Annotated in this window: 27 protein-coding genes; 16 read left to right on the top strand and 11 right to left on the bottom strand. The window is 66.8% G+C overall.

Features of this window, described 5'->3' with window-relative positions; translation table 11 throughout:
• Window positions 1-6: 6 nt before the first annotated feature.
• Complete coding sequence (locus H0264_RS02855; protein WP_181582517.1) at window positions 7-1,161, top strand: MFS transporter; 1,155 nt, start codon at window positions 7-9, stop codon at window positions 1,159-1,161.
• A gap of 23 nt (window positions 1,162-1,184) precedes the next feature.
• The gene (locus tag H0264_RS02850) at window positions 1,185-2,342 is read left to right on the top strand and encodes an LUD domain-containing protein (RefSeq protein ID WP_181582516.1); all 1,158 of its coding nucleotides are present in this window, start codon (window positions 1,185-1,187) and stop codon (window positions 2,340-2,342) included.
• Window positions 2,343-2,864: 522 nt separating this feature from the next.
• Here H0264_RS02850 and H0264_RS02845 read toward each other — a convergent pair.
• Entirely contained in the window at window positions 2,865-3,485 is a 621-nt protein-coding gene (locus tag H0264_RS02845; protein ID WP_181582515.1) for a TetR/AcrR family transcriptional regulator, read from the bottom strand.
• Window positions 3,486-3,616: 131 nt separating this feature from the next.
• On the opposite strand from H0264_RS02845, the gene H0264_RS02840 reads away from it, so the two are divergent.
• Window positions 3,617-4,729, top strand: a complete 1,113-nt coding sequence (locus H0264_RS02840) for an Rv3169 family protein (protein WP_181582514.1) — start codon at window positions 3,617-3,619, stop codon at window positions 4,727-4,729.
• An 11-nt stretch (window positions 4,730-4,740) separates the two neighbouring features.
• The gene (locus tag H0264_RS02835) at window positions 4,741-5,760 is read left to right on the top strand and encodes a phosphotransferase family protein (protein ID WP_181582513.1); all 1,020 of its coding nucleotides are present in this window, start codon (window positions 4,741-4,743) and stop codon (window positions 5,758-5,760) included.
• Here H0264_RS02835 and H0264_RS02830 read toward each other — a convergent pair.
• Both H0264_RS02830 and H0264_RS02825 read right to left on the bottom strand, forming a co-directional pair.
• Window positions 5,674-6,207 (bottom strand): anthrone oxygenase family protein, encoded by a 534-nt coding sequence (locus H0264_RS02830; protein WP_181582512.1) that lies wholly within the window; start codon window positions 6,205-6,207, stop codon window positions 5,674-5,676. The genes H0264_RS02835 and H0264_RS02830 overlap by 87 nt on opposite strands.
• Before the next feature lie 9 nt (window positions 6,208-6,216).
• On the bottom strand, window positions 6,217-6,615 hold the full coding sequence (locus H0264_RS02825; RefSeq protein WP_181582511.1) for a nuclear transport factor 2 family protein: 399 nt from the start codon (window positions 6,613-6,615) through the stop codon (window positions 6,217-6,219).
• Window positions 6,616-6,691: 76 nt separating this feature from the next.
• Between H0264_RS02825 and H0264_RS02820 the strand changes: the two genes are divergently transcribed.
• Together H0264_RS02820 and H0264_RS02815 are read left to right on the top strand one after the other, a co-directional pair.
• Window positions 6,692-7,312, top strand: coding sequence for a TetR/AcrR family transcriptional regulator (locus tag H0264_RS02820; RefSeq protein WP_181582510.1), 621 nt, complete (start codon window positions 6,692-6,694; stop codon window positions 7,310-7,312).
• A gap of 43 nt (window positions 7,313-7,355) precedes the next feature.
• On the top strand, window positions 7,356-7,550 hold the full coding sequence (locus H0264_RS02815; protein WP_181582509.1) for a hypothetical protein: 195 nt from the start codon (window positions 7,356-7,358) through the stop codon (window positions 7,548-7,550).
• 81 nt (window positions 7,551-7,631) lie between these two features.
• Here the strand turns inward: H0264_RS02815 and H0264_RS02810 are convergent, their stop codons facing one another.
• Window positions 7,632-9,173 (bottom strand): MFS transporter, encoded by a 1,542-nt coding sequence (locus tag H0264_RS02810; protein ID WP_181582508.1) that lies wholly within the window; start codon window positions 9,171-9,173, stop codon window positions 7,632-7,634.
• A 156-nt stretch (window positions 9,174-9,329) separates the two neighbouring features.
• Here H0264_RS02810 and H0264_RS02805 point away from each other — a divergent pair, with 156 nt between their 5' ends.
• The gene (locus tag H0264_RS02805) at window positions 9,330-10,061 is read left to right on the top strand and encodes a TetR/AcrR family transcriptional regulator (protein ID WP_181582507.1); all 732 of its coding nucleotides are present in this window, start codon (window positions 9,330-9,332) and stop codon (window positions 10,059-10,061) included.
• A gap of 89 nt (window positions 10,062-10,150) precedes the next feature.
• Here H0264_RS02805 and H0264_RS02800 read toward each other — a convergent pair whose 3' ends face one another.
• Together H0264_RS02800 and H0264_RS02795 are read right to left on the bottom strand one after the other, a co-directional pair.
• On the bottom strand, window positions 10,151-11,611 hold the full coding sequence (locus H0264_RS02800; RefSeq protein ID WP_181582506.1) for a catalase: 1,461 nt from the start codon (window positions 11,609-11,611) through the stop codon (window positions 10,151-10,153).
• A 54-nt stretch (window positions 11,612-11,665) separates the two neighbouring features.
• Window positions 11,666-12,091 (bottom strand): Fur family transcriptional regulator, encoded by a 426-nt coding sequence (locus H0264_RS02795; RefSeq protein ID WP_181582505.1) that lies wholly within the window; start codon window positions 12,089-12,091, stop codon window positions 11,666-11,668.
• Window positions 12,092-12,479: 388 nt separating this feature from the next.
• Between H0264_RS02795 and H0264_RS02790 the strand changes: the two genes are divergently transcribed.
• From H0264_RS02790 to H0264_RS02780, 3 genes are all read left to right on the top strand, one after another.
• Entirely contained in the window at window positions 12,480-12,737 is a 258-nt protein-coding gene (locus H0264_RS02790; protein ID WP_181582504.1) for a hypothetical protein, read from the top strand.
• A gap of 82 nt (window positions 12,738-12,819) precedes the next feature.
• On the top strand, window positions 12,820-14,061 hold the full coding sequence (locus tag H0264_RS02785; RefSeq protein WP_181582503.1) for an APC family permease: 1,242 nt from the start codon (window positions 12,820-12,822) through the stop codon (window positions 14,059-14,061).
• 47 nt (window positions 14,062-14,108) lie between these two features.
• Window positions 14,109-15,461: a serine hydrolase domain-containing protein gene (locus H0264_RS02780; RefSeq protein WP_231083891.1), complete on the top strand. Its 1,353-nt coding sequence runs from the start codon at window positions 14,109-14,111 to the stop codon at window positions 15,459-15,461.
• A gap of 3 nt (window positions 15,462-15,464) precedes the next feature.
• Here the strand turns inward: H0264_RS02780 and H0264_RS02775 are convergent, their stop codons facing one another.
• Window positions 15,465-16,706, bottom strand: coding sequence for a helix-turn-helix domain-containing protein (locus H0264_RS02775; RefSeq protein WP_181582502.1), 1,242 nt, complete (start codon window positions 16,704-16,706; stop codon window positions 15,465-15,467).
• Window positions 16,707-17,172: 466 nt separating this feature from the next.
• On the opposite strand from H0264_RS02775, the gene H0264_RS02770 reads away from it, so the two are divergent.
• Window positions 17,173-17,346, top strand: coding sequence for a hypothetical protein (locus H0264_RS02770; protein WP_181582501.1), 174 nt, complete (start codon window positions 17,173-17,175; stop codon window positions 17,344-17,346).
• A gap of 103 nt (window positions 17,347-17,449) precedes the next feature.
• Here the strand turns inward: H0264_RS02770 and H0264_RS02765 are convergent, their stop codons facing one another.
• Both H0264_RS02765 and H0264_RS02760 read right to left on the bottom strand, forming a co-directional pair.
• Window positions 17,450-18,484 carry an aspartate-semialdehyde dehydrogenase gene (locus tag H0264_RS02765; RefSeq protein ID WP_181582500.1) on the bottom strand — a complete coding sequence of 345 codons (1,035 nt, stop codon included), beginning with the start codon at window positions 18,482-18,484 and terminating at the stop codon, window positions 17,450-17,452.
• 5 nt (window positions 18,485-18,489) lie between these two features.
• On the bottom strand, window positions 18,490-19,755 hold the full coding sequence (locus H0264_RS02760; protein WP_181582499.1) for an aspartate kinase: 1,266 nt from the start codon (window positions 19,753-19,755) through the stop codon (window positions 18,490-18,492).
• 146 nt (window positions 19,756-19,901) lie between these two features.
• Here H0264_RS02760 and H0264_RS02755 point away from each other — a divergent pair, with 146 nt between their 5' ends.
• Window positions 19,902-20,321, top strand: a complete 420-nt coding sequence (locus H0264_RS02755) for a secondary thiamine-phosphate synthase enzyme YjbQ (RefSeq protein ID WP_181582498.1) — start codon at window positions 19,902-19,904, stop codon at window positions 20,319-20,321.
• 136 nt (window positions 20,322-20,457) lie between these two features.
• On the opposite strand, the gene H0264_RS02750 is transcribed toward H0264_RS02755, so the two are convergent.
• Window positions 20,458-21,036 (bottom strand): dihydrofolate reductase family protein, encoded by a 579-nt coding sequence (locus H0264_RS02750; protein WP_181582497.1) that lies wholly within the window; start codon window positions 21,034-21,036, stop codon window positions 20,458-20,460.
• Between the two features lie 58 nt (window positions 21,037-21,094).
• On the opposite strand from H0264_RS02750, the gene H0264_RS02745 reads away from it, so the two are divergent.
• The 4 genes from H0264_RS02745 (at window position 21,095) to H0264_RS02730 (ending at window position 23,920) form a co-directional block, all read left to right on the top strand.
• Window positions 21,095-21,691 (top strand): TetR/AcrR family transcriptional regulator, encoded by a 597-nt coding sequence (locus H0264_RS02745; RefSeq protein WP_181582496.1) that lies wholly within the window; start codon window positions 21,095-21,097, stop codon window positions 21,689-21,691.
• Window positions 21,692-21,722: 31 nt separating this feature from the next.
• A complete protein-coding gene (locus tag H0264_RS02740; protein WP_181582495.1) occupies window positions 21,723-21,908 on the top strand; it encodes a DUF1918 domain-containing protein in 186 nt (61 codons plus the stop codon).
• Window positions 21,909-22,073: 165 nt separating this feature from the next.
• Window positions 22,074-22,637 (top strand): SRPBCC family protein, encoded by a 564-nt coding sequence (locus H0264_RS02735; RefSeq protein ID WP_181582494.1) that lies wholly within the window; start codon window positions 22,074-22,076, stop codon window positions 22,635-22,637.
• Window positions 22,638-22,702: 65 nt separating this feature from the next.
• On the top strand, window positions 22,703-23,920 hold the full coding sequence (locus H0264_RS02730) for a low temperature requirement protein A (RefSeq protein ID WP_181582493.1): 1,218 nt from the start codon (window positions 22,703-22,705) through the stop codon (window positions 23,918-23,920).
• A gap of 14 nt (window positions 23,921-23,934) precedes the next feature.
• On the opposite strand, the gene H0264_RS02725 is transcribed toward H0264_RS02730, so the two are convergent.
• Window positions 23,935-24,717 carry an ion transporter gene (locus H0264_RS02725; protein WP_231083886.1) on the bottom strand — a complete coding sequence of 261 codons (783 nt, stop codon included), beginning with the start codon at window positions 24,715-24,717 and terminating at the stop codon, window positions 23,935-23,937.
• Window positions 24,718-24,763: the final 46 nt, after the last annotated feature.

Here is a 24,763-nt window from a genome sequence, read left to right as displayed (position 1 = left end):
AAAGGGATGAATGCGAGAAATCTGACGCTCGCTACACTGGCCTTCGCGCTCACCTTCTGGGCGTGGAACCTCATTGGCCCGCTATCGGGCAGTTACACCGACGATCTGAACCTCTCCCCCGGACAGACCTCCCTACTCGTCGCCACCCCGGTGCTCGTCGGCTCACTGGGCCGCATCCCCGCCGGCGTGCTCACCGACAAATTCGGCGGACGACTCATGTTCGCCGTCATCTGCTTCCTCTCGATCATTCCGACGCTGTTCGTCGGATGGTCCAATTCCTTTGGCGCGCTGATCTTCTGGGGCTTCTTCCTGGGCATCGCGGGCACCTCCTTCGCGGTCGGCATCCCATTCGTGAACGGCTGGTACGAACCCGCCAAGCGCGGCTTCGCCACCGGCGTCTTCGGCGCGGGCATGGGCGGCACCGCGCTCTCGGCGCTGCTCACCCCCCGGCTGGTGGATCACCTCGGACGCGCGCAGACCCACATCCTCATGGCCGTCGCACTGGCGATCATGGGCGTGGTCATGTACATGTTCAGCCGCAACGCACCCGGCTGGACACCCGCCACCGAACCCGCGCTGCCGCGCATCAAGGACGCGCTGAAACTGAAGGCGACCTGGCAGGGCTCGCTGCTGTACGCGGTGGCGTTCGGCGGCTTCGTGGCCTTCTCCACCTACCTGCCCACCGTGCTGCGCAATGTGTACGAATTCGCGCAGTCCGACGCGGGATTGCGCACCGCCGGCTTTTCCATCGCGGGCGTGCTGGCCCGGCCCATCGGCGGCATCCTGTCCGACAAGATCGGGCCGGTGCGGGTGCTGACCATCGCCTTCGCGGGCACGGCGGTCATGGCCGTGGTGCTCGGGTTCGAGCCGGCGCCGGAGTTCCCGGCCGGAATCAGCCTGGTGCTCATGGCCTTCTTCCTCGGCCTCGGCACCGGCGGCGTGTTCGCGCTGATCGCCAAGCTGGTCGAACCCGCGCGCGTGGGCACGGTGACCGGTCTGGTCGGCGCGGCCGGCGGACTCGGCGGCTACTTCCCGCCACTGGTCATGGGCCTGGTCTACAGCTCGCGCGGGGACTACACCCTCGGCTACCTGCTGCTCGCGCTCACCGCGGCCGCAGCACTGGCCTACACGCTGAAAGTGGGTCGCGAAATCAGGGACTGACCGAATCGGAAGGAGGTGGCGTCATGGCCGGCCACGCGTTCGCCGCGGAACGGCCCGACCGGGAGCAGCTGCGGAACAGCGCCGCGGCCGTGAAAGCGACTGTGCTGCAACACCTCGACACATATCTGATCCAACTGGAGCGGACCGTGACGGAGGCGGGCGGCACCGTGCACTGGGCCGCCGACGCCGCCGCGGCCCGCCGCCTCGTGACCGCGCTGACCCGGGGCCGCGCCGCCGCCACCCGGCGTGCGCCGCGCACGAAACTGCTGGCCGCCCAGGTCGGCATCACCGGGGCGAATTTCCTGGTCGCCGAGACCGGAACCGTGGTGGCGGCCGAGTCCGGGGGCCACGGCCGGCTGTGCCGGTCGGTGCCGGAGACGCTCATCTGCGTGGCCGGCGTCGAAGCGGTCGTACCCACCTGGCGCGACCTCGAGATCTTCCTGCAACTACCGGTCGATGCCGGGGAGCGCATGCCCCGGTACGTGTCGAGCTGGAGCGGGGTCACCGATCGGGACGGGCCACGCGAATTCCATTTGATACTGGTCGATAACGTGCAGTTGCGAGCACAGGACGCGGGGCCGACCGCCCGCGAGGCCATCCTCGGCCGCATCCGCGCGACACTCGCCGACTTGCCACCGGGCGCGCGCACGGTGGCCGTGCCGCGTGAATACCTCTGCCACGCACCGGGAATCGAACGGCACGATCGTGAAGCGGTGGTGTCGCTGTTCGTCGATCGCGTGAAAAACTCCAGCGCGCAACTCCATCGAGTGCCGTCCGGCGCACTGCCCGAGACCATCGCCTCCGCACTGCAGAGCCACGGAGCGCGCAGCGTGATCACTCCGGACGGCGTGCCCGCGTCCTGGCTGTCGATGTGGGCGACCGAGTCCGGGAATCGGGTTCTCGCCGACGATCCACAACTGTCCACAGCCGAGATCCGCGCTGTGGATGCCGTGCTGACGGGTTGTGCTGCCGCCGTGGCGGATTCGGGACGGGTGGTGCTCGACGACGGGCCGGCCCAGGGCCGCCGCGCCCCGGTCCTGATTCCCGGCTGCCACGTCTGTGTGGTGCATGCCGAGCAGGTCGCCTCGACCCTTCCGGAGATCATCGGGCTGCTCGATCCGGAACGTCCGCACACGTGGTTCGGCGGGTGTCGGCGGCTGACGGTCATCGTCGTCGACTGAGATCGCGGAAACCGCCGCCTTCCAGGGCTTTTCGGGACTACAAGATCTTGTTAAGGCCGCGCCAAGCGCGGCCCAGCATCGTTTGTGTCAACGCCGGAGCAATCCGGGGCCACGGGAACACCGGGACCGAGGGCCGACACGAGACCACCGAGTTGTCGGCCCGCCTGGGGACACGGGGCACGATCCGTCTACGAGGGGTGGCGGATCGTGCTCCAGCAAACCAACCAATCGGTACACAAATACAGACGTGGCCTGTGGAGGAGGGGACTACAGGCCAGCGAAGTACCCGCCGAATCTGTCTACGAGGGGTGTCAGACTCGGCGGGTTCTTCGCATTCCAGGCTACCTCCGGGCGATCTTGTTCGCCCGAATCGTGGCTAAGGTCCCATTCCTCGGCGCATCATGGACGGTAAGTGCGCCAACGAGATTGGGGAGAGACGATGGAAACAGTGGTCGTCTTCGTGCTCGCCTGCCTGATCTACTGGTTCGGCCTATTGTGACCCGGGCCTGACCGGCCGGGATTTCAGTCCCGCGCCGACTCGATACGCGCCGGAACGGCCGCGACCGCCAGCAGCGCGTCCGCGATCTGACGGCAGAAGGCGTCCGAGTCCTCGTTCCCGTGCGTGAGCGCGCGAAACAGCGTCGCACCGCGCAGCAGCTCGAACACGGCGTCCACATCGCAACCGGCCGACGCCTGGCCGGTGGCGGCCGCACCGATCAGCAGCTCACGCAGCGCCTTGCGGGTGGGGCGTTCGCCGCGATCCAGCAGCCGGCGGTAACTGTCCCGGTCCCCGTGATACGCGGCGAGCAGGCCCGGTAGCGCCGCGCGCGCCGCCGGTTGCGCGGCCGCCGACAGGAACAGCCGCGTCCAGGCCAGCAGATCGGCACGCAGATCACCGGACGGGACCGGGTGATTGCCCGTGTCCAGCGCGAAGATCGCCTCCTCGATGAGCTCGCGCTTGCCCGGCCAGCGGCGGTAGATGGACGTGGTCACCACGCCCGCCTTGCGGGCCACCGCGGCAATGGTGGTGGCCTCGTAGCCCTCGCTCACCAACAGCTCCTGAGCGGCGGCCAGGACCTGCGCGTCCAGCTGCGGATCGCGGGGCCGGCCGGGGCCGCTGCGCGGGCCTGCGGGTGCGGTCACGTGTGTCTCCTGGTTCCGCCGGGGGCAGTTTTCCGAATCAGGGTATCGCCCGACCTGGATTGAAATACGCTGTGCCGCGTATTCGAATTACCGCGGGGACTCCCCGCACGCTCCACGAGAGGTCTGCTCCGATGCTCACCCCACACGACGAGCTGCTCTGCCATCAGCTCTCCACCACCTTCGACCACGTGCAGCAGAGCGATCTGCGCTGGACCGAGCGAATCGTGTTGTACGGCTTCGACACCAGCGGATCGGTCAACATCATGACCGGGCTGGCGCGCTACCCCAACCGCAATGTCATCGACGCGTACGCCATGATCACCGTCGACGACAAGGTCGCCCACGTGGTTCGGCTGTCGCGTGAAATCACCGGGCAGCAGGACGGATTGGGCTCCTGGGAGGTCGGGCCGTACCGGTACGAGGTCGTCGAACCGCTGCGCAAGGTGCGCGCCACCCTCGACGACAACGAGCACGGCATTCGCATGCGACTCGACTTCGAAGGCGAATTCCCCGCCTACGAACAGGAACCCGCGTTCTTCCGCAGTCGCGGACGGGTACGCGAGGACGCGCGGCGGTACTACCAGAACGGGCGCATCAGCGGCTGGGTGGAGATCGAAGGCCGCCGCATCGACATCGATCCGGACAACTGGTGGTTCGGGCGCGACCACTCCTGGGGGACACGGCACGGCGGAGGCGGCGGCAGCCTGTCCGAGGGCGAGGGCATGCAGCCCGCCGAACTGCCCGACGGGGTGCTCTACTACATGGGCATCTTCCAATTCGACGACGAGCTGGTGCATTTCGCGCAGCGCGAGACCGCCGACGGGGAGCGCTGGCACTTCGAAGGCCATGTGCTGCCGCCCATCGACTCTGCGGCCCAACCGATTCCGATCATCGACGTGAAGCACGACCTGGAATTCCGGGAGGACTTCCGGATAATCAAGGGCGGCACCTTCGTCGCGCAGTGCGCCGACGGCACGGATCGCGAGTTCACGCTCAGCCGGGTCACCAACTACTGGCCGGGGCTGGCCGGATACGACGTGTACCGCGGTTACGGGTCCGGACTGTGGCGCGGGCCGTACTGGAGCGACGGGTTCACCGCCGACCTCACCGACACCGCCGATCTGCAGAAGGTCAGCGCGCTGAGCGGGACGCTGTGCCGGGTCGAGCACGCGGGCAAGGTCGGATACGGTCTGGTCGAGATGGTGTTCTACGGGCGCAATGCGCGGTACGGGTACGCGGGGTAACGATGGCCGGCATGATCCGCCCGGCCGCGGACGGGATTCCGGCCCTGCTGGAACCCCTGCTGCGACAGCAGCTTCCGGGCTCAGAGTCGGCGAAGGTGGGCGGATTCACCCGCACCTCGCGCGGATTCTCCACCGAGACATACCTTTTCGATGTGCAGGGCGATTACGGGACGCTGCCGCTGGTGCTGCGCCGGCCACCCGAGATGCCGCTGTTCCCCGACTACGACCTGCTCCGGCAGGTGCTGGTCATGCAGCGGCTGGCGCCGACCGACATCCCGGTGCCGACCGTCGCCTGGCTCGATCGCGGCGACGGCGGCCTCGGCAGTCCGTACTACGTGATGAACCGGCTGCCCGGCGATTCCCCGAGCGACTACCCGTCGTATCACACGGCGGGCAGCTACTTCGAGGCCACGCCGGAGCAGCGGCAGCGCATGTGGTGGGGCTGCGTCGACACCATGGCCGCCATCCACCAGTTGGACTGGCGGGCACTGCGATTGGATTTCCTCGCCCTCCCCCGCCACGGCACCGGGCCGGTCCATCAACTGGTGAACTACCTGGACGCCGCCCTCACCTGGGCGTGCGAGGGAGAGCAGCCGGAGATCTACCGCCGGGCCATCACCCGGCTCCGGGCCGACGCGTACGAACCCGAGCGGGTGTCGCTCTGCTGGGGTGACGCTCGTATGTCGAACATTCTGTACGACAAGGATTTCCGGGTCACCGGCGTGCTCGACTGGGAGATGGCCTTCCTCGGCGACCACGAGGCCGATCTGGCCTGGATGCTTTTCCTGGATTGGGCGTGCAGCGAATTCGAGGGTCACCCGCCACTGCCGGGCACCCCCACCCGCGAGGAGACCATCGCCTACTACGAGAAACGCATGGGACTCCCCGTGCGCAATCTGCCCTACAACGAGTTGCTCGGGGTGGTGCTGCTCTCGATTCCCTTGCTACGCATGACGAATCAGGTCCGGCTCCCGCCCGACATGAACATCACCGGCTTCTGCACCACGCGGATCGAGCAACTGCTCGCGTGAGAAGACGGCCAGCGCGATCATGATCCCGAAGGCGACCAGCGCCGTGCCGAATCGCAGGTAGTGGAACAGATCCCAGCGTGCGAGGAGCTCGGCGTAATCGGCCGGCACGCCATTGACGGCCCAGTCGTTGATCCGGTGATTGATCGGCACATTGCCCAGGCGGGTGATCCCGAAGGAGGCCACCACCAATCCCGTTGCGGCCGCGGCCATCCAGCGACGCGCACCACTGCCGAGGATCGTCACGGCCAGGCAGGTCGCGGCCGCGACGGCCATGGTGAGCTGCATGCTGACGCTGTTGGACTTCATCAGATCCGTATGGAACTCCAGCCGCATCTGCAGCGGCACCCGATGGAAGGTGGGCACGAGATTGGCCGCGCCGTAACCGAAGGCACCGGCGAGCAGGCCGGTGGTCAGGAGCGCGGCGGATTTCACGAGACGAACCAGCATGGCGCTCTCCTACTGTCGTGCGACCGGAACGGTGCGGGTGAGGCCGTGCGAGCTGCGCAGGCGGCCGTCGGGGGTGAACTCGGCGAACATGTGCACCTCCGTCGTGATCACATCACCCTTGCGCATGTGGCCCTCGATGGTGAGGCGGGCGGCGATGCGGTCGCCGTCCGCTATCGCCTCGTGCACGTCGAAGCGGTAGTCGACGAGGTTCTTGCGCACGGACTTCAGGTGCGCGATCAAACGGTCGCGATCCAGGCGGATGCCATCGCTGAACTGGACGATGTCCGGGGCGTGGAAACGGTCGAAAACCGGTTCGGGATCGTCGTATTCACCGATCGCGGCGGCGGTGAACTCCGTGAAGTAGTCGAGCACGATCTGCTCGGGAAGGCGTTGCGAAATCGGGTTCATGGCTCTCCTGCCATAGAATTCTGACAACGCTGTAAAGGTTAGATCCGCCGGATAACTTTGACAAGGGTGTAAGACTTTGGCCGCATCGACACCGGAACCCCGCCGCCGCGCCGACGCCGAGCGCAGTCGCGCGGCCATCCTCGACGCCGCGGCCCGGCTGCTGCCGAACAAGCCGGACGCCGGACTGGCCGCCATCGCCGCCGCAGCCGGGGTGACCCGCCAAACCATCTACGCGCACTTCACCTCTCGCGAAGAACTCCTCGCCGCCGTGGTCGAACAGGTCACCGGCCGCACCGTGGCCGCCATGGACACCGCGGACCTGGATCAGGGCACCGCCACCGAGGCGCTGCTGCGCATACTCGACCTCGGCTGGCGAGCGTTCGAAACCCACCCGGCCGTGCAACGCTTCGCCCCCACCGACTCCGAGCAGAGCCGGGAACTACACAACCCTGTCACCGATCACCTGCTGCGCCTGCTCCGCCGCGGGCAGCGCGACGGCGAATTCACCCGCACCGCAACACCGGAATGGCTCGCGGCCGCCCTCATCGCCGTCGGTCACGCGGCGGGCGAAGAGGTCACCGCCGGGCGCATGTCGCAGCCGAAGGCCGAAAAGGCCCTGCGCGAGACCGCCCTGCGACTCGTCGGGAACACCCAGCGACCGGCTCGAAATTCGATGCGCGCGAAGCCGGAGGAGTAGGTACGCTGGCGCGGCACTACAAGATCGACTGGGGGGGCTTCACATGCTTCGTCTCGGAATTTGGATCATGATCTTCGGCTTCGGGTCGATCGCCCTACAGGCCATGGACATGCACTTCGTCATCCTGGCCTGGGCCGACGAAATGCAGCCCTACTTCGGCATCTTCCTCGGCTTCGTCGGCGTGCTGGTGGCGCTCATCAGCTTCATCACGAAGGCGAGCGACCGCACCGACGCCTGAAGCCGGTTCGCGGGAAAGCAGCGAGCCCCCGGCCTGCGCCGGGGGCTCGCTGCTTTCGAATTCGACTACCGGAGTGCTCGATTACCGGGTTTCGACCAGTTCGGCGTCGGCGTCCTCGGCCGGAAGACCGTGGGGGTCGGCCGCTTTCGCACCTCGCATGAGGAAGAAGGCGACCACCGTGGCGGCCAGGACGCTGATCGTGCCGGCGACGAAGGTGGCGGACATGGCGTCGGTGAAAGCCTCCTTGGCGGCGGTCACCAAGGTTTCGCTGCCGCTGGCCAGGGCGGGGGCGATGCTCTCGCGGGCCGCTTCCGGGGCGTCGGAGGGCATGTGGTCGGTGTAGGTGCCGGCCAGGATGGCGCCCAGGACGGCCACGCCGAGGGCGCCGCCGGTCTGCTGGATGGTGTCGTTCAGGGCCGAGCCGACACCGGCCTGCTCCGGCGGGATGGTCCCCATGAGGGCGCCGATGGCGGCCGGCATGGCCAGACCGGCGCCCGCGCCGACCAGGGCCATGGCCACGGCGGGCAGCCAGAAACCGGAATCCGTGGTCAGGATGGTCAGGGTGCCGAAACCACCGGCCAGGATCAGCATGCCGATCAGGGTCAGCGGGCGGACACCGAACTTCGGCACCAGGCCCGCACCGGCGGCCTGGAAGATCAAGGCGGCGAAGGCGAACGGGGTGAAGGCCAGGGCGGTGCGGATCGGCGAGTAGCCGAGCACGAACTGCAGGTACTGGGTCAGCACCAGCATCAGACCGCCATTGGCGAAGGTGACCAGCACCAGGGAGAAGCTCGAGCCGGTGAAGACGCGGTTCTTGAACAGCTGCAGCGGAACCATCGGGTGTTCGGTCTTCAGTTCCCGGATCACGAAGGCGGTCAAGCCGATTGCCGCGATGATCAGCGACGGCCAGGTGCCGTCGATGCCCTCGGTCGGGAACTCGATGATGCTCCACACCAGTGCGGTGGTGCCGATGATGGACAGCGCCATACCCGGCAGATCTGTCTTGGCCCACGGGCCCTTCGACTCCGGCATGAGGGTCATGGCGGCGATGATGGCGACGATCGCGATCGGCACGTTCAGCACGAACACCGAACCCCACCAGAAGTGGTTCAGCATGAAGCCGCCGACCACCGGGCCGCCGACCATGCCGACCATGGCCACCGAGGTCCAGGCGGCGATGGCCTTCGGCCGTTCCTGCTCGTCGAACACCACGATGAGAATGGACAGCGTGCTCGGCATGATGAGCGCACCGCCGATGCCCATGATCACGCGGCCCGCGATCAGCATTTCCGGCGTGGTGGCGTAGGCCGCCAGCATGGAGGCCGCGCCGAACAGGATCAGGCCCACCACCATCACCAGCCGGCGACCGAAGCGGTCGGACAGGCTGCCCGTGGTGAGCAGCAGGCCGGCGAACACCAGGATGTAGGCGTCGATGATCCACTGAATGTCCTGCGAGGTGGCGCCCAGCTCGGCGGAGATCGGCGGGATCGCCACGTTCAGGACCATATTGTCGATCACCAGCACCAGCGAACTCAGGCAGAGCACGACCAGGATCAGCCAGCGTTTCGGATTACGTTGCACGGCTGCTGAATCCAGCGCCGCGGTGCCTTCTGTCTCACTCATGTTCAGGTCCCCTTCGGAAGCTTTCCGCACACTGTGCGGCGTTGTCGAACACTGTATGGTCACCCGTACACTGTTCGCAAGGCCGAACGCTGTATCGAGTTTCGAACAGTGTTCTAGCAGCGGTTATGCTGACCGCAGACAACGAAGGAGACGGCCATGACAGCCAAATCGCAGGTCGAGTCCGCCTGGACCCGCCCGCAGCGGCAGCGGCGTGAAACTCCCGCACTGAGCCGCAAGCAGATCGTCGACGAAGCCATCGCGCTACTCGACAGCGAAGGCGTGGACAACCTGAGCATGCGGCGGCTCGGCACCCGGCTCAATGCCGGGGCCACCTCGCTGTACACGCACGTGGCGAACAAGGAGGAACTACTCCAGCTGGTGGTCGACCAGGTCTTCGGGGAAGTGCGCGTCCCCGAGCAGATCGAGGCCGGGAACTGGCGGCGCGACCTGACAGAGATGAGCCGCGGCGTACGCGACACCCTGCTGCGCCACCCGTGGATGACCATCGTCATGAGCTCGGCCGGGCTGGTCTACCTCGGCCCCAACATCATGCGCATGTCCGAGGCCATGCTCACCATCATGGAGGTCGCGGGCTTCCCCGACGAGGCCGGCGACCGCGCCTCCAACGCCCTGTTCTCCTACATCTTCGGCTCCTCGTCGGGCGAGGCCGCCATGCTCACCACCGTCGCCCGCAGCGGCATGCCCGAACAGGAGTGGTTCGAGCAGATCATGGCCACCTCCGAGCAGCTCGCGCGGCCGTACCCCCGGGTGCACAAACGCTATGTGGCACACCAGGGTATCGACGCGGCCTCGGGCCGCAAGGACGCGTTCGAACAGGAACTCGGACTGTTCCTGGACGGGCTGGAACTGCGCCGCCGAGCCCTGTAGCACGCAGAAAGACCCTGCCCGCACCACGAATTCTGGTGCGGGCAGGGTCTTTACAGCTCACCGGCTCTCTACTCCGGTGAGCCGGCGGCTCAGCCGTTCAGGCTGGAGCGGACGCCTTCCTCGATGCGCTTGCCGAGCTCGGTGTCCACGTTCTTCCAGTATTCGAAGACGCGGCTCAGCACCGGCTCCTGGACGCCGCCCAGGATGTGGCCGACCACATTGCCCACCAGGCGATCCCGCTCGCCGTCGTCGAGGACCTCGCGGACGAGGGTGCCGGCCTGGGTGAAGTCGCCGTCCTCACGGTGCTGGATGTAGCCCGCGCGGACCGACTGGCCGTCGTAGTTCCACAGGCCCTCGTCGCCCGCCTTCTCCGGATCGGCGTGCGCGCCACCGAACGAATTCGGTGCGTACACAGGCACTTCCGGGTCGTTGAAGTCGTAACGCATCGGGCCCTCCTTGGAGTAGGAGTTCACCTCGGCGGCCTTGGCACGGTTCGGCGGCAGCTGCGCGTAGTTGGTGCCGATGCGGTAGCGGTGCGCGTCCGCGTAGGCGAAGACGCGGCCCAGCAGCATCTTGTCCGGCGAGAAACCCACGCCCGGAACGAGATTCGACGGCTCGAAGGCGGCCTGCTCGATCTCGACGTGGAAGTTGCGCGGGTTGCGGTTCAGGGTCCACTTGCCGACCTCGATCAGCGGGTAATCCTTTTGCGACCACACCTTGGTCAGATCGAACGGGTTGAACCGGTACCCCTCGGCCTCGGCAACCGGCATGATCTGCACCTTCAGCGTCCAGCTCGGGAACTCGCCGCGCTCGATCGAGTCGTACAGGTCGCGACGATGGAAGTCGGCGTCCTTGCCCGCGAGCTCATCGGCCTCGGCCTGGGTCAGGAACTCCACGCCCTGATCGGTCTTGAAGTGGTACTTCACCCAGAAGCGCTCACCGGCGGCATTGACCCACTGGTAGGTGTGCGAGCCGAAACCGTCCATGTGGCGGTAGGTCTTCGGGATGCCGCGGTCACCCATCAGCCAGGTCACCTGATGCGCGGTCTCCGGGCGCAGGGTCCAGAAGTCCCACTGCATGTTGTGATCGCGAAGTCCGCTGCCCGGCAAGCGCTTCTGCGAGCGGATGAAGTCCGGGAACTTGATCGGATCCTTGATGAAGAAGACCGGCGTGTTGTTGCCGACGATGTCGTAGTTGCCCTCTTCGGTGTAGAACTTCACCGCGAAACCGCGCGGGTCGCGCCAGGTGTCGGGGCTGCCCTGCTCACCGGCGACGGTGGAGAACCGCACCAGCGACTCGGTGCGCTTGCCCGGCTGGAACAGCTTGGCCTTGGTGTAGGCGCTGACATCATTGGTGATCACGAGCTCGCCGAAAGCGCCCGAGCCCTTGGCGTGCACGATGCGCTCCGGAACCCGCTCACGGTTGAACTGCGCGAGCTTCTCGATCAGGTAGTGGTCGTGCAGCAGGATCGGGCCCTGCGTGCCGGCGGTGAGCGATTCGTCGTCGCTCGAAACCGGAATGCCGGTATTGGTGGTGGTCGGCTTGGTCATGCGAAAGCCTCCTTGGTGGGAGAGAGCCTTCCCGGGCTGAAAAACTCGGGACTTTCAGCGTGCGACAGCACAATCGGGGCACAGCCCCCAGAACACGACTTCGGCCTCGTCGATGACGAAACCGTGGGACTGATCGGGTTCCAGGCAGGGGGCCGCCCCCACGGCACAGTCGATGTCCACGACCATGCCGCAGTTCCTGCACACCAGATGGTGGTGATTGTCTCCGGTGCGCGCCTCGTACAACGCGGGCGAACCCGCCGGTTCGATCCGCCGCAAGAGCCCGGCACCCACACAAGCCCGGAGTACGTCGTACACGGCCTGCGTGGACACCGATCCCAGTGTCTCGCGCACCTTCACAGCCACCCCGTCGGCATCGGAATGCGGGGCGTTCGCCACCGCATCCAATACCGCGACCCGCGGGGCGGTAACCCGCAGGCCCACGGCCCGCAACCGCTCGCGAGCGTCGTAACCGGAGTGCATGATCTACACCCTGCTCCCTTTTCTGGAATTAGTCAAGAAAAGGATGTCAGTGCTGCTCAGAGCGGTGCAGATGCCCCCGAACTCGCCGGTTGCGCCGTCGCGCGCATCACAACCCGACTCCCGGAATAGATCCCGGAGCAGGGTGGTTGACCAGCATTGCCGACGCCGGAAACAGCCCCGGGCCGCACCCTTTGTCGCTACGAGCGACCACTCGCCGAGAGGCGCTTGTTGGGCGTCGGTTCCTTTCTTCGCAGCTTCGGCTGTGAGCGGACGCCGCCAGCACTCCCCCCGGCTGGCGGCGTTTTCCGCGTCCGGCGCCGGAACGAAATGGAATGCAAATGTTTCATATTCCTGCCGGACCGCCGCCTCCGGTCATACGATCCGCGGCATGAAGAAGACCATTGCGGCACTTGCCATCTCGGCTTCCGCCCTGCTGCCGGCCGGATTCGCTTCCGCCGAGGGGATCACTCTCACCGACGCCGCCGACGGGACCACCGGCTCGGCTTCCACGGGTTCGGGCGCGGGGGTTTATGCGCTGTGCATGGCCGCCAACGCGGCGCTCGGGTTGAGTACCGCCAGTGGCGGGGCCCCGGAGAACATGCCCCCGCATCCGTGCGAGACCTTGTCGGCGGGTGTCTCGCGATAGGTCCCGACTCGCGGAAATTCGGCGGGGGTGCGAAGTCGCGGCGTGACGCGCGATGATGGCGCGATTCGCCGATGATGGGCGCATGGACACGGACGATGCGCTGCGGCGGCGGCTCGGGCTGGGCGATTCGGTGGTGATCGGGCTCGGGTCGATGGTGGGGGCCGGGATATTCGCGGCGCTGGCCCCTGCTGCGGCGGCGGCCGGGTCGTGGCTGCTGCTCGCGCTGGGGATCGCGGCGGTGGTGGCCTACTGCAATGCGACGTCGTCGGCTCGGCTGGCGGCGTTGTACCCCGTGTCCGGGGGGACGTATGTGTATGGGCGGGAACGGCTCGGGGAGTTCTGGGGGTACCTGGCGGGGTGGGGGTTCGTGGTCGGGAAGACCGCGTCCTGTGCGGCCATGGCCTTGACGGTCGGGAGTTACGCGTGGCCGGAGCACGCACGGGTCGTGGCGGTGGGCGCGGTCGTCGCGATCACGGCGATCAACTATGTGGGAGTGCAGAAGTCGGCGTTGGCCACCCGCGTCATCGTGGCGATCGTGCTGGCGGTGCTCGCCGTCGTGGTGGCCGTGTGCTTCGCCGGAAAACATGACGGGGCAACGGTTCTGGCGGATCGGATCGGGCCGCGCGGCGTGCTGGAAGCGGCCGGGCTGTTGTTCTTCGCCTTCGCGGGCTATGCGCGGATCGCGACGCTGGGGGAAGAGGTGCGGGAGCCGCGGCGGACCATTCCGCGGGCCATCGGTATCGCGCTGGGACTGGCGCTGGTGGTGTACGCGGTGGTGGCGGTGGCGGTGCTGACCGTACTCGGGTCGGGCGGATTGGCGGGGGTGAGCGATCCGCTCGCACGAGCCGTAACCGCCGCGGGCGCACCGGGACTCGCGCCCGTGGTGCGCGTGGGCGCGGTGGTGGCCGCGGCCGGATCGCTGCTGGCGCTGGTGCTCGGGGTCTCGCGCACGACCCTGGCCATGGCGCGCGATCGGCATCTGCCGCCCGCGCTGGCGGCGGTGCATCCGAAGTTCGGGGTGCCGCATCGGGCGGAACTGACGGTCGGGGTGATCGTGGCGGTGGTGGCGGCCAGCGCCGATATTCGCTCGGCCATCGGCTTCTCATCGTTCGCGGTGCTGGTCTACTACCTGATCGCGAACCTCTCGGCCAACACGCTCACGGCGGCGGAAAACCGTCCGGCACGGGCGATTCCGATCGTCGGCGCACTGGGGTGCGCGGTGGTGGCGCTATCTTTGCCGCTGCCCTCGGTACTCGCGGGGGCGGCGGTGCTGGCGGTCGGGGCGCTCGCCTATGGGGCTCGGCGGCGATTCGCCACGCGGTGAAGCTGTTCGAGCCCTGGTGAGGGGGCCGGACGGATAGCCTGAAATGCATGTTGCGCATGCGCAGGGGGTTGGCCGGCGCGGTGGCGGTGGTCTTGACGGCGGGCAGCGTGATCTTCGGCGGCGCGATGGCGCACGCGGAGGACGAAGTCCGGTGCGAACAACCGAGCGGACGGCAATTCGAGCGGGCCGCACCCGAACAGGTGGGACTCGACAGCGCCGGGCTGGCGGCGGCCCTGCAGTTCGCGGCGGAACGGAATCGCTTGAATGTGCAGGTATTTCGGCACAACTGCCTGATCGGCGAAGGCCCCGCGAACAATGAGACCGGCAGGGTCGCCTGGAACGTCTGGAGCGTGACCAAGAGCATCGTCTCCCTGCTCGCCGGAATCGCCTGGGACCAAGGGAAGCTCGATATCGGCGCCGCTATCGACCGATATCTGCCGCCGGGGCTGGGCGATGCCGAGCACCGGGCGATCACGGTGGAGAACCTGCTCACCGAAACCTCCGGCCTGCGCATCGGATTGGTCACCGAGGGCATCACCGGCGTGATCCCCATCGACCCGTTCAGCGCGGTGCAGGCCCTGGCCGTCCCCTTCGACGATCCGCCGGGCACCGTCTTCACCTACAGCCAGCGCAATGTGGACCTGCTCGCCTACGTGATCGAACTGGCGACCGGTGAACCGCTGCAGGAGTTCGCGCAACGGGAACTGTTCGGCCCCATCGGAATCGAACGCGGCGACTACTACTGGGCGCGGGACCGCTCCGGGCACACCTACGGCTACGCGCACCTGATGATCCCGCCCGACGACCTGTCGCGGCTCGGCCTGCTCGTCGCCAATGACGGCGCCTGGCACGGACAGCAGCTCGTCTCGCGCGAGTACCTGCGCACGGCCACTTCGCCTTCGGCCACCTATCGCTGCTACGGCTACCTGTTCTGGCTCGGCTCCGACTGCGCCGAGAATCCGGCATTCCTGCCCGGGGACATGTACGCCATGTCCGGGCTCGGCCTGCAGCACGTCTTCGTGATCCCCAGCCTGGACCTCACCGTGGTGTGGACAGGGGTGTTCGGCACGCACACCTACAAGGGCCCCAGCGGCATCCTGCAGTACGGCGTGGAAGTCTCCTACGAGTTCTTCCGCCGCCTGTTCCAGGCCTTCCACGACAGCCCGGTCCCCGATCCGGGCCCGTTCGTGGAACCTCCGCTGCGGCTGGACCCCAGCAAGTACTTCGACACCGACATCGCACTCGCGGTGTTCGGGCTCGGGCCCTACGCCTACCCGGGCTGTAATGTGCTGTCCTGCTTGAACGTCGGCTTGGCGCCACCGTTCACGGACGCACCGCCCGGCTGCCTGCTGCTGGCATGCCTCGGCCCCGATCCCCGCACCCCCGGCATTCGAAACTGAATGTCAGGGGGTGACGGCGGCCCGTCCGGCGAGCTCGCGTAGTTCGTCGGCCGGACGCCGGCCCGCGAACTGCAGGAGATCTCGCACGACTTCCCGTGCGCGATGATCGGTGTGCACCAGCTCCGGGGTGAGCCGCTCGGCATTGAGCAGCGCCTCCAGCGCCTCCTGTGCCTGCCGTCGCTGTGCGTGCGCCCGCGCCACATCCACCAGGAAGCGGGCCTGCCGCTCCGGAGACAGGACCGACGCCTGCACGGTGCGCGCGGTATCGAGTGCCTCACCGGCGTCGCCCAATTCGACCGCCACCGCCACCGCGTGCACGGCGACGCCGGTCGGACCGAATTCGGTGTCGAAGTCGTTGCGGCCCTCACCGAGTCGTTCCGCGGCCTCTCGCGCCGCGGACAGACCCGCACGGGCAGCAGCGCGATTGCCGTCGGTCGCCGCGATCACCGCCAGCATCAACTGCAGGGAACCGTAGAGCGACAACACTTCCGGACGGCATTCGCCCTCCTTGTCCTCGACCTGCGGGGTGAGCGCCGCCACCGACACCCGCGCCGCCTGCTCGGCCTGTTCCAGCCGCTGCAGGCGCAGGAATGCCTGTGCCATGCGATAGGTGCCCGCGACAACGCTGAGCGGATCACCGGATTCCTCGGCCGCGGACAGCGCCCGATCCGCCGCGACCCAGGCCGCGTCGACTTCTTCCTGACGGGTGAACGCGGTCGCGGCCACCTGATAGGCGCGCGACAGCAGGGTCAGCGCTTCGGGTCGCTTTCCAGAGGTGGTGCGGGCCGCCTGCTCGAGTTCCGGAATCAGTCCCAGCAGACTGCTTCCGACCTCGATGAGCCGCGACTCGTTCGCGAGCTGCCAGACCAGGTCCACGCGCTGGCGCAACTCCGGGAGCGCGTCGGCCGACTCGCGATCGGCCGCGTCCCCGAAAAGCTGGTCCAGTGCGGGATGTCCGGTGAGCAGCAGCCGCAGCTGTTCGAATACCACCGAACCGCCACGAGGCCCCTCGCCGCGATGCGCCGCCATCGGCTCGGCCGCTTCGGGACGCAGGTCACGCACCGCCACGCCGAGTACGTCTGCCAGGCGCTGCAGCACCGACAACCGTTCGACCGGCAATACGTCTCGCTCGACCTGCGAAACCCAGCTTTCCGAGCGCCTGATCGCCGCGCCCAACTCTTTCTGCGATAGTCCCCGCCGCCGGCGTAACTCCGCTACCCGTGCCCCAAGGGTACTTTCGGCCACCGGGTCAAACTCCTTCTGCCTGATCGGCTTTCCCGGCCGTCACCGCCCGCTAGTTTCGCCGATGTCTTCCATGCCCTTCTCCTTCCCGAGTGGGATCTGTCGACAAGGATTCCAGACACGGCGAGCTTACGGCGCACAGTATGGAACGTGGATTTTTCTTATTGCACCGCAATTTTTCTGTGTTTAACGTTTGTAGGGGACCCGTCGCACGAATCGGATGACAAGAGGTGGTCATGGCCGGCGAACTGGTTTACTTCCTACTAGGTGCCGTAATCGGCGGTGCGGCAATGTGGTTCGCGGCGTGCGCGATCCTCGCCGCCAAGTATTCCAGCCCTCTGCAAGGGCCGACGGTGCAGAGCATCGCGGATCGGCTCGAACGCGAGGGAATCCCCCGCTCAACCTCGAAGAGTCACGCTCCCGCGCACCGCGCACACGAGCGATGACCGCCCGCCCGGAAACTCGGGAAGTGCATGTGCGCCTGCGTTTTCCGTGCGGGATGATCTTGGAGTACCGCGCCGAGATCGACATCGCGGAACGGCTGGCGGCGCATTTGAGACCGCACAGTATTGAAGTGACCATCAAAGGACATGCAGAAGTTGATCTTCCGCCGCTCCCCTGCGCCGAACTTTGGGCAGATTGAACAAAAATCCGAGTTAGCGCATCCGTTAGCGCAAATCTCGGGCAAATAAAGAAAGAAGCCGTCCGTTATATTCGGAACGGACGGCTTCGATCACGAAATCTGCTCAGCGGTTCTGCAGCAGAACCTCGGCGATCTGAATTGTGTTGAGCGCGGCACCCTTTCGCAGGTTGTCACCCGAGATGAACAGGGCCAGACCACGACCGTCCGGAACACCCGGGTCCTGGCGGATACGGCCCACCAGGGAGTCGTCGGCGCCCGCGGCGGCCAGCGGGGTGGGAACGTCCACCAGCCGGACGCCTGGAGCGTTCTCCAGCAGCTTCTTCGCGCGCTCCACCGAAATCGGGTTGGCGAACTCGGCATTGATGGACAGCGAGTGGCCGGTGAAGACCGGGACGCGGACACAGGTGCCGGAGACCAGCAGATCCGGCAGACCCAGGATCTTGCGGGACTCGTTGCGCAGCTTCTGATCCTCGTCGGTCTCGCCGGACTCGTCGTCCACCAGCGAGCCCGCCAGCGGGATCACGTCGAAAGCGATCGGCGCGACGTACTTGTTCGGGGCCGGGAAGTCCACGGCCGAACCGTCGTGCACCAGCTTCTCGGCGTCACCGATGACGGCGCGCACCTGCGAGGCCAGCTCCTCCACACCGGCCAGGCCGGAGCCCGACACCGCCTGGTAGCTGGAGACGATGAGCCGCTGCAGGCCCGCCTCGTCGTGCAGCACCTTGAGCACCGGCATGGCGGCCATGGTGGTGCAGTTCGGGTTCGCGATAATGCCCTTGACCAGGTTCTTGGTCGCTTCCGGGTTCACCTCGGAGACGACCAGCGGCACCTCGGGATCCTTGCGCCACGCCGACGAGTTGTCGATGACGGTGACGCCGGCCGCGGCGAAACGCGGGGCCTGCACACGCGACATGGTGGCACCGGCCGAGAACAGCGCGATGTCCAGACCGGTCGGATCGGCGGTCTCGGTGTCCTCGACGACAATGTCCTTGCCACGGAACGGCAGCGTCTTGCCCGCCGAGCGCGCGGACGCGAAGAATCGCACCTCGTCGGCCGGGAAGTTGCGCTCCTCCAGCAGCTTTCGCATGACGGCGCCGACCTGTCCGGTCGCGCCGACGACGCCTACACGCACGCCCATGATCCCTACCGTCCCGTTCCGCCGTGCACGACCGCGACCTCTTCGCCGCCCAGATCGAACGCCTGGTGCAGCACCTTCACCGACTCGTCCAGGTCGGTGTCCTTGACCAGCACCGAGATTCGGATCTCGGAGGTGGAGATGAGGTCGATGTTGATGCCGGCCTCCGCGAGCGACTCACAGAAGGTGGCGGTCACGCCCGGGTGCGACTTCATGCCCGCGCCGACCAGCGACACCTTGCCGACGTGATCGTCGTACACGACCTGCGAGAAGCCGATGTCGCCCTGGCGCTTGGTGAGCAGTTCCACCGCGCGCGGGCCGTCCAGCTTGGGCAGGGTGAAGGTGATGTCGGTCTTGCCGGTCTCCACCTTCGAGATGTTCTGCAACACCATGTCGATATTGATCTCGGCGTCGGCGACCGCGCGGAACACCTTGGCGGCGTAGCCCGGCTCGTCCGGAATGCCGACCACGGTCACCTTGGCCTCGCTGCGGTCGTGCGCGACGCCCGTGAGGATTGCTTGCTCCAAGGGGATGTCCTCCATCGATCCGGTAATGAGCGTGCCCTCCTTGTCCGTGTACGACGAGCGCACGTGGACGGGCACGTTGTAGCGGCGCGCGTACTCGACGCAGCGCAGCATGAGAACCTTGGCGCCGCACGCGGCCAGCTCGAGCATCTCCTCGTAGGAGACCTTGTCGAGCTTCTGCGCGTCGGACACGATCCGCGGGTCGGCGGAGAAGACGCCGTCCACGTCGGTGTAGATCTCGCAGACGTCCGCGCCGAGCGCGGCCGCGAGGGCGACGGCGGTGGTGTCGGAACCACCGCGGCCCAGCGTGGTGACGTCCTTGCTGTCCTGGGACACCCCCTGGAACCCGGCGACCAGCACGATGGTGCCCTCGGCCAGCGCGTTCTGCACCCGGCCCGGAGCCACGTCGATGATCTTCGCGTTGCCGTGCGTGCCGGTGGTGATCACGCCGGCCTGCGAGCCGGTGAACGAGCGGGCCTCCGCGCCGAGCGAGTGAATGGCCATGGCCACCAGCGCGTTCGAGATGCGCTCACCCGAGGTGAGCAGCATGTCCATTTCGCGGGCGGGCGGCGCGGGCGCGACCTGCTGGGCCAGATCGAGCAGTTCGTCGGTGGTGTCACCCATGGCGGAGCACACGACGACCACATCGTGGCCCTGCTTCTTGGTCTCGACAATCCGTTCAGCGACCCGACGGATGCGCTCGGCGGTGGCGACCGAGGATCCTCCGTACTTCTGGACGACGAGAGCCACGGAAATCCTCCAAGATCGACAAACTGCTGCTACCGACCCACAAGGTTACCGGCCAGGGTCCACCGGATTTGCCGCCACCTCCCGTTATGTTGGCGTAAATCACGAATTGGGCGGGGCGGCAAGCTCACTGGCACGGGAGGCCATCCATGAAGAGCACGGTCATCGATCTCATCACGGGCCACACCGAGGTGGTCCAGGACATCACCCCGCAGTGCGCCGCCTTCCTGGACGAGGCGGCCGGCGACGGCGACGGCCTGCTGAACGTCTTCGTGCCGCACGCCACCGCCGGCATCGCCGTCATGGAACTGGGTGCGAGCAGCGACGACGATCTGCTCGCCGCCCTGCGCGAGCTGCTGCCCGCCGACGACCGCTGGCGGCACGCGCACGGCTCGCGCGGGCACGGACGCTCGCACGTCATGCCCGCGCTGATCGCGCCCTACGCCACCATTCCGGTCCTCGGCGGCCGCATGGCCCTGGGCACCTGGCAGTCGGTGGCGTTCGTCGACCTCAACGTCGATAACCCGCACCGGCAGATACGGCTTTCCTTCCTGCGCGACCCGAGCTGACCGCGCGGGTGCGGGCCGGACGGCCGGCGAGGTGCTGCTGAATTCCATTGGGGTAGGTCTTGGTCTGCTTTCGCATGGGGGTGACCGCCTTTCGTGAAATCGCCGATGAGGGCGAGGGGACCGGAAGTGCGCCGGATCAGACGCGGCGGCGGAACCAGCTGACCTGGGTGCCGTTGTCGAAGTTCTCGCGCTTGACCAGCTCGAACTGGGTGGGCCGGAAGTTGTCGGCGAACGCTTTGACGCCGTCGCCCAGCACCACCGGGTAGCTCTTGATGACGAGTTCGTCGATCTCGTCGATCAGCTGCGCGGCGAATTTGCCACCGCCCGCGAGCCAGATGTCCATGCCGTCTTCTTTTTTCAGGCGCTGAACCAGGCCGACCGGATCGGACTCGACCAGCTCGACCGCGGGATCGTCGATCTTTCCGAGAGTGGTCGAGACGATGTACTGCTTGACGTGCGGGTACGGGCTGGTGATACCGACCTGCAGGGCAGGCTCGTAGGTGCCGCGACCCATGATCAGGGTGTCGAAGTGCACGTTCGGCGCGTCGGCCGCCACGCCGAAGTGCGGCCGGGCGTGCGCCGGCAGCGTCTCCGGGTAGGAGGCCGCCAGCCAGGCCCAGAAATCGTCCGAGGCCTGGTAGGAGCTGATGTCACCGTCCGGGGCGGCGATGTAGCCGTCGAGCGACATACCGACGAAGTAGGTGAGGTTTCGCATCTGATTACCGCCTCGTTTGTTGTACTCTGCTTGAAGTGGTCTCAACATAGTACTACAGATGGAGTGGTGTCAAGTGGTTCGTACGAATCCCGAACGGCGGCAGGGTCTCATCGACGCCGCGATCGAAGTTCTCGCACGTGACGGGGCCCGCGGGCTCACCTTCCGCGCGGTCGACAAGGAGGCAGGGGTGCCCGCGGGCACGGCCTCCAACTACTTCCCGAACCGGGACGAATTGCTCGTGCAGGCCGGAAACCGGTTCTACGAGCGGCTGATTCCCGTGGAAACGGCCGTGGAGATGGTCCACGCGGGCCCGCGCACCCGCGAGCACATCACCGAACTCATGGAGGAGACCGTCGGGCGCATCACCGCCTTCCGCACCGGCTACCTCGCCCTGCTGGAACTGCGCCTGGAGGCCACGCGGCGGCCGGAACTCCAAGCGGTGCTCACCGAGCGGGTGCGCGCGGATCTCGAGTTCAATATCCGCAACCATCTGGAATCCGGACTGCCCGGCGACCAGGACTCGGTTGTACTGCTCTACCTGGCCCTGAACTGGCTCATCGTCGAACGGCTCACGCTCCCAGGCATTTTCACCGAGGAGCAGAGCAAGGAGCTGGTGCGCACGGCCGTCGAGCGCGCGATCCCGGAAACCTTGTGATGTGCATCACGATCGGCGAATAATTCGAATCATGCGAGCGAATGTCGGTGACCGGCTTGTCGTACACGGGCGAACCGTAGGACTGTCCGACCACACCGCGGAGATCGTCGAAGTGCGCGGCGCGGACGGTTCGCCACCGTTCGTGGTGCGCTTCCCGGACGGTCACGAGAGCCTGGTGTTCCCCGGACCGGACGCCGTCGTCATGCCCGCTGAGTGACCATTTCCCAAATTTTTCGGAACCGACTAGTTTTTTTCCGAACATGTTGGCCACCAGGGATATTCGCGAAACCGGCCAAACGGGCAGCCTTCCAGCGACCTCGAGCACAGTTGACTCTCAGAGCGACGCTGGTCACAATCGGCTCCCGAAGCTGGAGGGTTTTGCATGCGTACGAAAACTGATCACCGATTCGTCATCGACATCGACCCGGATCAGGTGATGGAGGCGTTGCTCATGGTCGAGCAGCTGCCCGATTGGTCACCCTCCCATCAGGATGTGCGGGTCGCCGGGCGCGACAAGCACGGCCGGCCGAAGCGGGTGTACGTCTCCGCCAACGTCATGGGACGGCCCGACCGACAGGTCGTCGAGTACGTGTGCACCGATGATCGCGTGTCCTGGAAGGTCACCGAGAGCAGCGCCGGAGCCGGTGGCGAGGGCTTCTTCGAGCTCGCCGAAACCCCCGACGGGGCCACCGAGGTCTGGTACCACTCCGAGATCTACCTGCCGATTCCCGCGCCCGGCATGCTGCTCAAGCGCACCGCGCGGCGCGAGGGCGAGGTCATGGTGGAGAACTTCATCGCCTTCGTCGAATCCGTGCACGGCATCGATCTGACCGATCCCGAGGCCGCGGAAATGCCGTACGCCGAACCCGTCGGCTACGAGCCCGCTACCTACCAGCCGCAGCAGCACTACGGTCGCGGCTTCGAACCGGGATTCGGCACCGCCTGACGCTATCGGCGAACACGCCTCGGATACCGAGCGGTTTGCGTCCTGGGCATTGCACTATGTCCCACATGCCCGGTGCGCCCCGATCCCGATCCCGATTCATCCCGGTGGCCGAGAATGCCTCGGTCACACAGCTGGAACTCTTCTTCGATCTGGTGGTGGTCTTCGCCTTCACCATGGTCACCGACCTCGCCGCCCACGACGCCACCCCGCTCGGCCTCACCAAAGCCCTCCTCATCCTCATGCTGCTGTGGTGGGCGTGGATCGCCTACTCGTGGCTCGGCAATGTCGTCAAAGCCGACGAGGGCCTCGCCCGCATAGCCCTTTTCATCGCCATGGGCGCGACCTTCGTCATCGCGCTCACCATCCCCGAGGCCTTCCACGACCTGCCCGGCGGCTGGTACGGGCCGCTGGTCTTCGTAATCGCCTACCTCGTCGTGCGCTTCGTGCACCTGGCCATGTTCTGGCTCGCCAGCGCCGATGACGAACAACTGCGGCGGCAGGTGATCCGCTGGGCCTCGGGGTCGTTGACCATCGCCGGCACCCTGCTGCTCATCGGCGCGTTCAACCACGACAAGGTGCAGATCGCACTGTGGTTCGCGGCGCTCGCCGGCGACATGGCCTGGACCATGTTCGCGGGCAACGAATGGCGGCTCAACTCCGCCAAGCACTTCGCCGAACGGTACGGGCTCATCATCATCGTGGCGCTGGGCGAATCCATTGTGTCCATCGGCATCGGCGTGGCCGGGCTGCCGGTGGCCTGGCCCATCGTGGTCGGAAGCATGCTGGGGCTGGCCGTCTCCGGGCTGCTGTGGTGGGCGTACTTCGATGTCGCGGCGCTCGCCGTGGAACACGAACTGCACCACGCCACCGGCGAACGCAAGATCCAGATCGCGCGAAACTGCTACACCTACTGGCACTTTCCGATGATCGGCGGCATCATCGCGCTCTCGCTCGGCTTGAAGAAGGTGCTCAACTACGTGGGCGAGGGCGGCGGGCACTCGCTGTCCGACGCGCTCACCGGGATTCCGCTGTACTGCCTGTACGGCGGCGTCGCGGTGTATCTGCTCGCGCTGGTGGGGTTCAAGCACTACGCGACGCGGCAGCTCAGCGTGCAGCGGGTGATCGCGGCGCTGCTGCTGGTGCTGCTCATCCCGGTGGCGGCGCAGCTGCCCGCCATGGCCGCGCTGGGCCTGCTGTGCGGCGTGCTGGCGGTCATCATCGCCTGGGAGACCGTGCGGCACGCCGAACCCCGGGACGAGATCCGGCACGGGCAGCACGCCTGACGCCGGAGCCGGAATCAGGGAAAGTGTCTGTGGTTCACTGATTCCGGCACGCGTACACCCTCATTGACGGCATCGCGCATCTGATCGATGTTCTCCCGCAACACATCCGCGACCAGTTCATCGGTGCGCGGGTCGGCCAGCACCTGGAAGACGATGCGGAAACTGGCATCGGCGATGCCGCGAATGATCTCCTCGTGGAAGGGGAGATAGCGGACGCGGCCCAGCTGCGGATCGGCGCGGATGAGTTCCAGGATCATCTGATCCATCTCACCGCGATTCTCCTCCAGGGCATTCGCGATGTTCCGCGTGTAGTGACCGGTGCGCAACACCTCGGCGACCTCGTCCAGCACGGCCATGGTGACCGGGCGCTTGATGGTCTCGACGATCGTGCCGACGAAACGGTTCACGACCGCGGCGGTGACGCGATCGCCGAACACCCGGTCCGCCACCCGGGCCAGGCGAACCATGATCACCACGATGCGCAGCAGCCGGAAGCCGCGGAAGAACGGGCTGGTCACCGGGATCATGCCCAGGACCTCGTACCAGTAGATGAATGGGAAGGTCCACGACCAGCCCTCCCGACGCCAGCGCCAGAGGAACTCGGCGGCAAAGATCGCGCAAATGGTCCAGTCGGCGATCACGACCGCGCGATAGGTCGATTCCGGGACCTGGAAGAACGACACCCACACGATCAGCCCGACCGAGACGATGGCCAGGCCGAGCATGACGAAGTCCGTCCACAGCACCGGCGGCTTGCGCGGATACTCGTCCGGCTCCGGAGCGCTGAGATGGCTCACGACGGACCCCTTCCTCATCGAACGGCCCCGCCGAGGTTAATAGCGA

It is taken from the genome of Nocardia huaxiensis (assembly GCF_013744875.1).
Taxonomy (GTDB): domain Bacteria; phylum Actinomycetota; class Actinomycetes; order Mycobacteriales; family Mycobacteriaceae; genus Nocardia; species Nocardia huaxiensis.
Note: the sequence above shows the minus strand (reverse complement) of the source record. Positions and strands in the feature narration are given on the sequence as shown.